The 10,700-nt window shown below is 71.9% G+C and carries 11 protein-coding genes; 5 read left to right on the top strand and 6 right to left on the bottom strand.

All coding sequences use genetic code 11. The features are described from left to right. The first annotated feature begins 304 nt into the window (after window positions 1–304). Both ACFULQ_RS46555 and ACFULQ_RS46550 read left to right on the top strand, forming a co-directional pair. On the top strand, window positions 305–1,174 hold the full coding sequence (locus ACFULQ_RS46555) for an NUDIX hydrolase (protein WP_383557167.1): 870 nt from the start codon (window positions 305–307) through the stop codon (window positions 1,172–1,174). Beyond that, window positions 1,171–2,001, top strand: a complete 831-nt coding sequence (locus tag ACFULQ_RS46550) for an MBL fold metallo-hydrolase (protein ID WP_383557164.1) — start codon at window positions 1,171–1,173, stop codon at window positions 1,999–2,001. Before ACFULQ_RS46555 ends, ACFULQ_RS46550 begins: the two co-directional genes overlap by 4 nt. 23 nt (window positions 2,002–2,024) lie before the next feature. On the opposite strand, the gene ACFULQ_RS46545 is transcribed toward ACFULQ_RS46550, so the two are convergent. Beyond that, window positions 2,025–2,852 carry a nucleotidyltransferase domain-containing protein gene (locus ACFULQ_RS46545; protein ID WP_383557162.1) on the bottom strand — a complete coding sequence of 276 codons (828 nt, stop codon included), beginning with the start codon at window positions 2,850–2,852 and terminating at the stop codon, window positions 2,025–2,027. Window positions 2,853–3,177: 325 nt separating this feature from the next. Then, window positions 3,178–3,852: a Crp/Fnr family transcriptional regulator gene (locus ACFULQ_RS46540; protein ID WP_015658871.1), complete on the bottom strand. Its 675-nt coding sequence runs from the start codon at window positions 3,850–3,852 to the stop codon at window positions 3,178–3,180. Between the two features lie 336 nt (window positions 3,853–4,188). On the opposite strand from ACFULQ_RS46540, the gene nth reads away from it, so the two are divergent. The 3 genes from nth to ACFULQ_RS46525 all read left to right on the top strand — a co-directional run bounded on the left by nth (window position 4,189) and on the right by ACFULQ_RS46525 (window position 7,325). Then, window positions 4,189–5,181: an endonuclease III gene (nth, locus tag ACFULQ_RS46535; protein ID WP_383557159.1), complete on the top strand. Its 993-nt coding sequence runs from the start codon at window positions 4,189–4,191 to the stop codon at window positions 5,179–5,181. A gap of 241 nt (window positions 5,182–5,422) precedes the next feature. After that, the gene (locus ACFULQ_RS46530; protein ID WP_383557157.1) at window positions 5,423–6,112 is read left to right on the top strand and encodes an NUDIX hydrolase; all 690 of its coding nucleotides are present in this window, start codon (window positions 5,423–5,425) and stop codon (window positions 6,110–6,112) included. Between the two features lie 13 nt (window positions 6,113–6,125). After that, a complete protein-coding gene (locus ACFULQ_RS46525) occupies window positions 6,126–7,325 on the top strand; it encodes a MarP family serine protease (protein ID WP_383557155.1) in 1,200 nt (399 codons plus the stop codon). Between the two features lie 23 nt (window positions 7,326–7,348). On the opposite strand, the gene ACFULQ_RS46520 is transcribed toward ACFULQ_RS46525, so the two are convergent. The 4 genes from ACFULQ_RS46520 to nhaA form a co-directional block, all read right to left on the bottom strand. Then, entirely contained in the window at window positions 7,349–7,531 is a 183-nt protein-coding gene (locus ACFULQ_RS46520) for a hypothetical protein (protein ID WP_383557153.1), read from the bottom strand. 127 nt (window positions 7,532–7,658) lie between these two features. Next, entirely contained in the window at window positions 7,659–8,600 is a 942-nt protein-coding gene (locus tag ACFULQ_RS46515; protein ID WP_383557150.1) for an alpha/beta fold hydrolase, read from the bottom strand. Continuing rightward, window positions 8,597–9,103 carry a phage holin family protein gene (locus ACFULQ_RS46510; protein ID WP_383557148.1) on the bottom strand — a complete coding sequence of 169 codons (507 nt, stop codon included), beginning with the start codon at window positions 9,101–9,103 and terminating at the stop codon, window positions 8,597–8,599. Before ACFULQ_RS46510 ends, ACFULQ_RS46515 begins: the two co-directional genes overlap by 4 nt. 61 nt (window positions 9,104–9,164) lie before the next feature. Continuing rightward, window positions 9,165–10,583: a Na+/H+ antiporter NhaA gene (gene nhaA / locus ACFULQ_RS46505; RefSeq protein WP_383557146.1), complete on the bottom strand. Its 1,419-nt coding sequence runs from the start codon at window positions 10,581–10,583 to the stop codon at window positions 9,165–9,167. Between the last annotated feature and the right edge of the window lie 117 nt (window positions 10,584–10,700).

Here is a 10,700-nt window from a genome sequence, read left to right as displayed (position 1 = left end):
ACCCCCCACCCCGTCCCCTTCACGCCGTACGCGGCCAACGGCACGTCGTGGCACAGGTGACTGCACCCACCCAGGGGCGCGGGGAACTGCGCGACCAGCCACAACGAACCCGCACCCGCCCCGCAACCGCACCCGGCACCCCCCTAGGCGCCCGGCCCAAGCCCAGCGCAGCGGCGGCGCGGGGAACTGCGCGACCAGCCACAACGCATCCGCACCCGCCCGACAACCTGACCCGGCACCCCCATCGGCGCCCGCCCAAGCCCGGCCTCTCGAACATCCGCCCGCCAAGAGTTAGCCTCCGGCCATGGCAAACGGGCAGTGGTACCCAGCGGATTGGCCGGAGCGTATCCGCGCGCTCGCGGAGGGCGACCTCGTGCCGGTCGTGCCGAGGCGTGCCGCGACCGTGATGCTGTTGAAGGACACGGCGGCCGGAACGGTCGTGCACATGTTGCGCCGGCGGGCCTCGATGGCCTTCGCGGGGGGCGCTTACGCCTATCCCGGTGGCGGGGTCGACCCCCGGGACGACGAGCACCAGATCCACTGGGCGGGGCCCACGCGCGCGTGGTGGGCGGCCCGGCTCGGCGTGGACGAGACGGCGGCCCAGGCGATCGTCTGCGCGGCCGTGCGGGAGACGTACGAGGAGGCCGGGGTGCTGCTGGCCGGGCCGACGCCCGAGTCGGTGGTGGGGGACACCACGGGGGCGGAGTGGGAGGCCGACCGGGCCGCCCTGGTCGCCCGGGAGCTGTCCTTCGCCGGGTTCCTGGAGCGGCGCGGGCTCGTTCTGCGGTCCGATCTGCTCGGCGTCTGGACGCGTTGGATCACCCCCGAGTTCGAGTCCCGTCGCTACGACACCTGGTTCTTCGTGGCCGCCCTGCCGGAAGGCCAGCGCACGCGCAACGCCTCCACGGAGGCCGACCGCACGGTGTGGATCCGGCCCGAGGACGCGGCGGAGGGCTACGACAAGGGCGAGCTGCTGATGATGCCGCCGACCATCGCCACGTTGCGGCAGATCGCCGGGTACGGCACCGCCGCCGACGTGGTCGCCGCGGCCCCCGGGCGTGACCTGACCCCCGTGCTCGCGCAGGCCCGGCTGGAGGACGGGCAGATCGTGCTCTCCTGGCCGGAGTACGACGAGTTCACCAAGCACATCCCGACCGGTGGAGCCTCCGTATGACCGACGCCGCAGCCCTTCCCGGCCAGCCGCGGGGCCGGGTCCTCACGGGCCCCGCCACCGCACGGGCCGTGAACGTCCTCGCGCCCAACGCCTCCGCGATGACCCTGGACGGGACCAACACCTGGATCCTGTCGGAGCCGGACTCGGACTTGGCGGTCGTGGTCGACCCCGGTCCGCTCGACGAGCGGCATCTGCGTGCCGTCGTCGACACCGCCGGGGCCGCCGGGAAGCGCGTTGCCCTCACCCTGCTGACCCACGGCCACCCGGACCACGCGGAGGGCGCCGTCCGCTTCGCGGAGCTGACCGGCACCAAGGTGCGGGCCCTGGACCCCGCCCTGCGGCTGGGGGAGGAGGGGCTCGGTGCCGGGGACGTGGTGCGGGTGGGTGGCCTCGAACTCGGGGTCGTGCCGACTCCGGGGCACACCGCGGACTCGCTGTGCTTCCATCTCCCCGCCGATCAGGCCGTCCTGACCGGTGACACCGTCCTGGGGCGCGGTACGACCGTGGTGGCCCATCCCGACGGCCGCCTGGGCGACTATCTGGACTCCCTGCGCCGCCTGAGGTCCCTGACGGTCGACGACGGCGTCCACACCGTCCTGCCGGGCCACGGGCCGGTCCTGGAGGACGCCCAGGGTGCCGTCGAGTTCTATCTCGCGCACCGCGCCCACCGGCTGGCCCAGGTCGAGACGGCCGTGGAGAACGGGTTCCGGGCGCCCGGTGCCGTCGTAGAACATGTGTATGCGGATGTGGACCGGTCGCTGTGGCCGGCCGCCGAACTGTCGGTGCGGGCGCAGCTGGAGTACCTGGAGGAGCACGGGATCATCTAGGGCCCGTCCGGAAGGGTGCGGGATCAGGGCCTCGGGGTCTTCGTGCCGTGCACGCGCGTGTACTCGTCCGCGAGCCACGGGCCCAGATCGTCGACGTACGCCCGCAGTACGGCCATGTCGGCGGTCGGGGCCTGGCCCAGGACGGCCGCCCGGCGGATCTGGTCGGCGCGCTCCGGGTAGTACGCGGCGAAGATCTCGGCCATCTCGGCCAGGTCGCTCGTCCAGCCGTTCCAGCGGGGCATGACCAGGGTGAACGCGGTGCGGACCAGGTGGCGGGACATGTAGCGGACCAGGCGGCGCCGGGTGTCCTCTGAGCCGGCCGCCTCGATGCGCTCGCGCCAGCGGGGGAGCAGGAGGGCTAGGTCGCCGTTCGTCTCGCGGGCCAGGAGGGAGTCGGGGCGGTAGCGCGGGAGGTACTCCGCCAGGTCGTCGCCGAGCAGCGGGGTGCACAGACAGGCCACGAACCAGCCCAGGTCGTGCCGCTCCAGCTCGCTCAGCAGCAGGGTCCGGCTGTACAGCAGCGTCCCCACGCCGTCGATCTGCGGGAACTCCTTGTCGAGCGCCTCCCCGAGCGCCCTTACGTCCTCCCGGTCCGCGTCGGTCGGCTCGTCGCGCAGGGCGAGCAGCACGTCGAGGTCGCTGCGGCCCACGCGCGCGGTGCCGCGCGGGATCGAGCCGTAGAGGTACGCGCTGTGCAGCCTCGACCCGAACAGGTCGAGCACCCGGTCGCGCGCCGCCGCGACGACCGGGCGGAAGGGAGACGGGATCCGTCCCAGGGATCCCTCGCGCTCGATGCAGCCCTGAGCGTCGAGTCCCTTGGAGGCGACAGGGGGAACGGTTTCGGCGGCCATGGGGCCACTGTGCCCGGGGGCGGGCCCTGGGACAGCTCATTTACGGCCCTGGGCGGGCCGTGTGGCGCCGAAGGGGCCTCGGGTGCGCGTGTGGGCCGGATGGGCCTCAGGCGCGCTGTGCGGGCCGGATGTGCTCCGCGTTGGCTGGGGAGCCGCTGAGGCGGGTGGGGGGACGGGCGGGAGGTGGGAGCAGCGGCTGGTGGTCGGACCTCTAGTAGGTCCCCGGCCGTCCTGGCGCCCCGTCATCCGTCGTCTCCGGGGCCGCCGACACGACAAGGGCCCCGCCGTGCGGCAGGGCCCTTTGATGTCGTACGACGATCCGCGCTCAGCGGGAGCGCTTGGCGAGCCTCTCGACGTCCAGGAGGATCACCGCGCGGGCCTCCAGGCGCAGCCAGCCGCGCTGGGCGAAGTCCGCGAGGGCCTTGTTGACCGTCTCGCGGGAGGCGCCGACCAGCTGGGCCAGTTCCTCCTGCGTGAGGTCGTGGACGACGTGGATGCCCTCCTCGGACTGCACACCGAAGCGGCGGGAGAGGTCGAGCAGGGCGCGCGCGACACGGCCGGGGACGTCCGAGAAGACCAGGTCGGACATCGCGTCGTTGGTGCGGCGCAGTCGGCGGGCGACGGCGCGCAGCAGGGCGGTGGCCACCTCGGGGCGGGCGTTCAGCCAGGGCTGGAGGTCGCCGTGGCCGAGGCCCAGCAGCTTGACCTCGGTCAGCGCGGTGGCGGTCGCGGTGCGCGGGCCCGGGTCGAACAGGGACAGTTCGCCGATGAGTTCGCCGGGGCCGACCACGGCGAGCATGTTCTCGCGGCCGTCCGGGGAGGTGCGGTGGAGCTTGACCTTGCCCTCGGTGACGACGTAGAGCCGGTCGCCCGGGTCGCCCTCGTGGAACAGGGAGTCGCCTCGCGCGAGGGTCACCTCACTCATGGAGGCGCGCAGTTCCGCGGACTGCTCGTCGTCGAGTGCCGCGAAGAGCGGGTTGCGCCGCAGAACGTCGTCCACGAGTTCTCTCCTTGTCGACCTGCTCAGGGGATCTTGTTCCCCCTTGGTACCAGGGGAACCCGGTGCCCATTTTGCCGGACGGTCCAAACAGTGTGATCTGTCACAAGGATGCCGCACACATGTCCCGGGGTAAGCGGCAGGGGTCCAATTGGGGGCCGGTCCCCGGGGCCCGGGGCGGATGTCAGTGCCGGGCCCTAGGCTGGCCGGGTGTCCAAAACGCCGGTGAGAGCACAGGCCGAGGGGGCTGGGCGGGTGGTTGCACGTCGAGATTCCGCTGTGGGCGAACAGGGCGCCGGGGGCGGTAAGAAAACGGCAAAAGCGGCAGGGAAGGCTCCGGTGAAGAAGAGCGCTTCGGCGAAGAAGGCGGCTCCTGTCAGGGAGGCGGCCGCCGGTGAGAAGGCGGCACCGGTCAAGAAGGCCGGTGCGGTCAAGAAGGTGGCTGCGGTGAAGAAGGTGGCTGCGGTGAAGAAGGCGACCGCCGCTCCCAAGAAGGCGACGGCCTCGGTGAAGAAGGCGTCGGCGGCGAAGACGGTCGCGGCGAAGCCGCCGAGGCAGGAGTCGCACACCGCCCTTGTGCGTCGCGCCCGGCGTATCAACCGCGAACTCGCGGAGGTGTACCCGTACGCCCACCCCGAGTTGGACTTCGAGAACCCCTTCCAGCTGATCGTGGCCACCGTGCTGTCCGCGCAGACCACCGACCTGAGGGTCAATCAGACGACGCCTGCGCTCTTCGCGAAGTACCCCACCCCCGAGGACCTGGCCGCGGCCGATCCCGAGGAGGTCGAGGAGATCCTGCGGCCGACCGGGTTCTTCCGGGCCAAGACCAAGTCGGTGATAGGGCTGTCGAAGGCCCTGGTGGAGGACCACGGGGGTGAGGTCCCGGGGCGGCTCGAGGACCTCGTCAAGCTGCCGGGCGTGGGCCGCAAGACCGCCTTCGTGGTGCTCGGCAACGCGTTCGGGCGGCCCGGCATCACCGTGGACACGCACTTCCAGCGGCTGGTCAAGCGGTGGCAGTGGACCGCCGAGAGCGATCCGGACAAGATCGAGGCCGCCGTCGCCGCGCTCTTCCCGAAGAGCGAATGGACCGACCTCTCGCACCATGTCATCTGGCACGGCCGCCGCATCTGCCACGCCCGCAAGCCGGCCTGCGGCGCCTGCCCCATCGCGCCCCTCTGCCCGGCCTACGGCGAGGGCGAGACGGACCCGGACAAGGCGGCCAAGCTCCTCAAGTACGAGAAGGGCGGCTTCCCGGGCCAGCGCCTGAACCCCCCACAGGCCTACCTGGACGCGGGCGGCAAGGCGGCGCCGCCGCTGGGGGCCGCCGGGTGAGGGTACGGACGGGGCTGCGGGCCGCCGGCCCGGTGAGGCGCGGGGCGGGGGAGCGGGTGGCCAGGGGCGGGGGCGCGCGATTCACGCGGTCTCTGACCGGATCGTCGGTCCCGGTAAAGCCGCACAGCTTGGTGACCTGGGCCGCCTCGCGGCAGGCAGCGCGGCGCCCGGCGCCTGCGAACCGGGCGGAACGATCTAGGGCCCCTCGGGCGTTGAGTGGTGCAGGACGACGGGGGTGGCGATGACACGGGCGAGTCATACGGAGGGCGTGGCGCTCAGCAAGGAGGGGCTGCCCGCCTGGCTGGACCCGGTCGTGCACGCCGTGGAGACCGTCGAGCCGCTCCAGCTGAGCCGCTTCCTGCCGCCGAAGGACGGCGCGGGCCGGCAGTCGGCCGTGCTGGTCCTGTTCGGCGAGGGCGAGCGCGGGCCCGAGCTCCTGCTCATGGAGCGGGCGAGTTCCCTCAGGTCGCATGCCGGGCAGCCCTCCTTCCCCGGCGGGGCCCTGGACCCGGAGGACGGCGACCCGAAGGGGGACGGCCCGCTCAGGGCCGCCCTGCGCGAGGCCGAGGAGGAGACCGGCCTCGACCCGCTCGGCGTCCAGCTCTTCGGCGTGCTGCCCAGGCTGTACATCCCGGTCAGCGGCTTCGTGGTGACCCCGGTGCTGGGCTGGTGGCGCGAGCCGAGCCCGGTCGGTGTCGTCGATCCGAACGAAACCGCCCGCGTCTTCACCGTCCCCGTGGCGGATCTCACGGACCCCGACAACCGTGCGACGACCGTCCACCCCAGCGGTCACCGAGGTCCGGCATTCCTGGTCGAATCGGCACTGGTCTGGGGCTTCACCGCCGGAATCATCGACCGTCTCCTGCACTTCGCGGGCTGGGAGCGCCCCTGGGACCGGGACAAGCAGGTCCCGCTCGACTGGCGCGCATGACAGGGTGGCGTTCGTGAACGTGCTGGACATCCTGTTGCTGGTCGCCGCCGTGTGGTTCGCGATCGTCGGCTATCGCCAGGGCTTCGTCGTCGGCATCCTGTCGGTGATCGGATTCCTGGGCGGTGGTCTCGTCGCCGTCTACACCCTGCCCGTCATCTGGGACGCGGTGACCGACCACGCGGAGGTCGGCACCGTCGCCGCCGTGGTCGGAGTGGTCGTCGTCATCGTCTGCGCCTCCGTGGGCCAGGCCCTGACCACCCACATGGGCAACAAGCTGCGCCGTTACATCACCTGGTCCCCGGCCCGCGCCCTGGACGCCACCGGCGGCGCCCTCGTCAACGTCCTCGCGATGCTCCTGGTCGCCTGGCTGATCGGCGCCACCCTCGCGCAGACCACCATGCCGACGGTGGGCAAGGAGGTCCGCGGCTCCAAGGTGCTCCTCGGTGTGCAGGAGGCCCTGCCCTCGGACGCCGACACCTGGTTCAGGGACTTCACCTCCGTCCTCGCGCAGAACGGCTTCCCGCAGGTCTTCAGCCCGTTCTCCAACGAGCCGATCAAGGAGGTCCAGCCGCCCGACCCCAAGCTCGCGAACAGCGCGGTCGCCACGCGCTCCCAGCGCTCCATCGTCAAGGTCATGGGCACCGCGCAGAGCTGCGGCAAGGTCCTGGAGGGCACCGGCTTCGTCTTCGGCGACCGCCGTGTCATGACCAACGCGCACGTGGTGGGCGGGGTCGACGAGCCCACCGTCCAGATAGGCGGCGAGGGCCGCAAGTACGACGCCACCGTCGTCCTCTACGACTGGCAGCGCGACATCGCCGTACTGGACGTCCCCGATCTCGAAGCGCCCGCGCTGCGGTTCACGTCCGCGGACGCGGCCAGCGGGGACAGCGCGATCGTCGCGGGCTTCCCGGAGAACGGGTCGTACGACGTGCGCGCCGCGCGGGTGCGCGGGCGCATCGACGCCCACGGACCGGACATCTACCACCGCGGCACCGTCAGCCGCGATGTGTACTCCCTCTACGCGACCGTCCGCCAGGGCAACTCGGGCGGCCCGCTGCTCACCCCGGACGGCAAGGTGTACGGCGTGGTCTTCGCGAAGTCGCTCGACGACCCCGACACCGGGTACGCGCTCACCGCGGACGAGATCCAGGAGGACATCGCCAAGGGGCGCACCGCGAACCAGCAGGTGGACAGCGACAGCTGCGCGCTCTGAGGGGTTGCGGAGAGGGGGGCGCGTCAGCCTCGGGGGTGACGCAGGCGTACCGAGACCCAGCGGGCCCGGCGGCGCAGGATGCGCGGGATCCCCACCCTCAGGTCCGTGCCGCCCGGCATGTGCGGGGCACCGCCCTGGTGGGGGCTCAGGGCACTGCCCGAGCGTCGATTGCGTGCTGCGTCACTGTAGTCGTGCGTCCAGCCCATACCCCGACGTCTGCCCCTGCCCCAAGGTCGATAACCTCCCCCACGCCCCCCAATTGGCCTATGCGCCGGGCAAGTGGCCGTTCGTAGGACAGGTGTTCAAGTCCGGATACCGGGCGCGACGCCTCGGTCACCGATCGGGTTCGGGATCCTTCAGCCAATTGATCAGTTCGGTCGAGAAAGCGACCGGATCCTCTTCGTGCGGGAAGTGTCCGAGGCCGTCGAACAGGCGCCAGCGGTACGGCGCTTCGACGTACTCCCCGGAGCCCGCCGCGCTCCTGGTCCGCATCACCGGGTCCAGCGAGCCGTGCAGATGGAGGGTCGGCACGCGCACGGGCCGCTTCATGCGCCGGTTGAACTGGATGCCGTCGGGCCGCGCCATCGACCGCACCATCCACCGGTACGGCTCGATCGAGCAGTGCGCCGTCGAGGGGATGCAGATCGCCTTCCGGTACGTCTCCACCGCCGCGTCGTCCGGCAGGCGCGGCCCGGACCAGTCCCGGATCAGCTCGGCGACCAGCGCACCGTCGTCCGCGGTCAGCTGCCGCTCGGGGATCCAGGGCCGCTGGAACCCCCAGATGTAGGAGCCGGCGCGGGTCTGGCGGACGTCGGAGAGCATCGCGGAGCGCCAGCGCCGGGGATGCGGCATCGAGGAGACCGCGAGCCGCCGTACCAGCTTGGGGCGCATCGCGGCCGCCGTCCACGCCAGATAGCCGCCCAGGTCGTGGCCGACCAGGGCGGCGTCCGGCTCGCCGAGGGAGCGGATCACGCCGGTGACGTCGAGGGCGAGGTTGGCGGGGTCGTAGCCGCGCGGGGTGCGGTCGCTGCCGCCGACCCCGCGCAGGTCCATGGCCACGGCCCGGAAACCGGCGTCGGCGAGCGCCTCCAGCTGGTGCCGCCAGGTCCACCAGAACTGCGGGAAGCCGTGCAGGAACATCACGAGCGGTCCGTCGCCCAGTTCGGCGATGTGGAAGCGCGCGCCGTTGGCGGCCACGTCCCGGTGCGTCCAGGGACCGTCGGGCCGTACGAGAGAGGCGGGCTGCTGCGCCGGAGAGGCGGCGGGATCCGTCATGACGACGAGCGTGCCACAGCCTCGATGGCCTTCGTGTTACGGACCCGCTCCTCGAGGGCCTTGGCGTCGCCGTCGGGCCGCGGGTGGGGCTTGGCGTTCTGGAGGACGCCCGCCGTCTCCTTCATCGAGGCGGCGACCTTCTGCGGGCCCTTGCCCTTCTGTGCCTTCTTCGCGAAGACCACGCCGACCAGCGCGAGGACCAGCGCGACGAGGACGTTGGCGGCGAAGGAGAGCAGGAAGCAGACCGCGAGGTTCCAGTCGCTCCAGGTCCGGATGCCGTACGCCAGCGCGAAGTTCAGCATCGGCAGGGAGAACACCAGCACCGCGCCGGCCACGCTGAACATGCCACCGCTGACGGCGCCGCGCTTCACGTCCTGCTTCAGCTGCGCCTTGGCCAGCGCGATCTCGTCGTGCACCAGCGCAGACATCTCGGTCGTCGCCGAGGCGAACAGCTGGCCGATGCTGCGTTCGGCGCCGACCGGGCTGCCGTCGGGTGCGCTCATCGCGATCTCCCTCGTCACTGGGACTCTTTGTGTGCCGTGTCTTTTGTACCGTCCCGTCAGATCATGCCCGACGGTCGTCGTCCTCGCCTGCCCCGCCCGTCACTTCGGCAAGCCGCTCGGCGGCCTTGAGCTCGGCGATCCGGCGGTGTTCGGCGGCCTTGCGCTCGTGGATGGCCGCCATGCGCAGGTGGTACGCCGGGTCGTCCTCCTCGTAGACGTCCGGGATGCCGTCGAGGTCCTCGTCGCGTTCCTCCGTCTCGTACAGCTGCCGGTACTTGGCGTTGCGCAGCTTCAGCAGCACGGTGGCGAGGGTCGCCGCGATGAGCGAGCCGAGGAGTACGGCGGCCTTGACCTCGTCCGTCATGGTCGCGTCGCCGTCGAAGGCGAGCTCCCCGATGAGCAGCGACACCGTGAACCCGATGCCGGCCAGGGTCGCCACCGCGAACACGTCGGCCCAGGCGAGGTCGTCGCTGAGCGAGGCCCGGGTGAAGCGGGCGGTGAGCCAGGTCCCGCCGAAGATGCCGATGGCCTTGCCGAGGACGAGGCCGAGGACCACGCCCAGCGTCTCGGGCCGGGTGAAGACATCGCCGAGCGCGCCGCCGGAGACGGAGACACCCGCGCTGAAGAGGGCGAACAGGGGGACGGCCAGGCCCGCCGAGAGCGGTCGTACGAGATGCTCGATCCGCTCGCCCGGGGAGTGCTCCTCGTCGTCCCGCCGTGTGCAGCGCAGCATCAGGCCCATCGCGACGCCCGCGATGGTGGCGTGGACGCCGCTGTTGTACATCAGCGCCCAGATCACCAGCGCGAGCGGGACGTAGACGTACCACCCGCGTACGCCCTGGCGCAGCAGCACCCAGAAGACCGCGAGGCCGAGGGCCGCGCCGCCGAGCGCGGCGAGGTCGATGTCGGCGGTGAAGAAGACCGCGATGATCAGGATCGCGAAGAGGTCGTCGACGACGGCGAGGGTGAGCAGGAAGGCGCGCAGCGCGCTCGGCAGCCAGGTGCCGATGACGGCGAGCACGGCGAGCGCGAAGGCGATGTCGGTGGCGGTGGGCACGGCCCAGCCGGCCAGGGAGCCGCCGCCGGTGAGGTTGGTGAGCGTGTAGACGAGCGCCGGTACGGCCATTCCGCACAGGGCGGCGACCACGGGCAGCGCGGCCGCCCTCGGGTCCTTGAGGTCACCGGCGACCAGTTCGCGCTTGAGTTCGATGCCGGCCACGAAGAAGAAGACCGCGAGGAGTCCGTCGGCGGCCCAGTGGGCGACCGAGAGGTCGAGCCCGAGGGCCGCGGGGCCCAGGTGGTAGTGGCTGACGCTCTCGTAACTGTCGTGGAGCGCGGGGACGTTCGCCCAGATCAGCGCGGCGACCGCGGCGGCCAGCAGCAGGACACCGCCGACCGTCTCGGTGCGCAGCGCGTCCGCGACGAAGGTCCGCTCGGGGAGGGAGAGCCGTCCGAGGACCTTGCGGGTGGGCGCGGGCATGAGGGGGACCTCCGGTCGGTGGGCAGAGCTGAGCCGTCGCCGACCAGACTTCCCGGCACACCTTGAGGGTCACGCTGTTTTGTTTAGTTTAACTAAAAGGGGCGCCCGGCGCTTTTC

The organism is Streptomyces sp. NPDC057253, assembly GCF_042669125.1.
In the GTDB taxonomy this organism is placed as follows: Bacteria; Actinomycetota; Actinomycetes; order Streptomycetales; family Streptomycetaceae; genus Streptomyces.
Note: the sequence above shows the minus strand (reverse complement) of the source record. Positions and strands in the feature narration are given on the sequence as shown.

What these genes read in the sequence shown, in the direction of transcription:
- ACFULQ_RS46555 (WP_383557167.1), top strand. Translation starts at nt 305, where the DNA reads ATGGCAAACGGGCAGTGGTACCCAGCGGATTGGCCGGAGCGTATCCGC.
- ACFULQ_RS46545 (WP_383557162.1), bottom strand. Translation starts at nt 2,852, where the DNA reads ATGGCCGCCGAAACCGTTCCCCCTGTCGCCTCCAAGGGACTCGACGCT.
- ACFULQ_RS46550 (WP_383557164.1), top strand. Translation starts at nt 1,171, where the DNA reads ATGACCGACGCCGCAGCCCTTCCCGGCCAGCCGCGGGGCCGGGTCCTC.
- ACFULQ_RS46530 (WP_383557157.1), top strand. Translation starts at nt 5,423, where the DNA reads ATGACACGGGCGAGTCATACGGAGGGCGTGGCGCTCAGCAAGGAGGGG.
- ACFULQ_RS46520 (WP_383557153.1), bottom strand. Translation starts at nt 7,531, where the DNA reads ATGGGCTGGACGCACGACTACAGTGACGCAGCACGCAATCGACGCTCG.
- ACFULQ_RS46510 (WP_383557148.1), bottom strand. Translation starts at nt 9,103, where the DNA reads ATGAGCGCACCCGACGGCAGCCCGGTCGGCGCCGAACGCAGCATCGGC.
- ACFULQ_RS46515 (WP_383557150.1), bottom strand. Translation starts at nt 8,600, where the DNA reads ATGACGGATCCCGCCGCCTCTCCGGCGCAGCAGCCCGCCTCTCTCGTA.
- nhaA (WP_383557146.1), bottom strand. Translation starts at nt 10,583, where the DNA reads ATGCCCGCGCCCACCCGCAAGGTCCTCGGACGGCTCTCCCTCCCCGAG.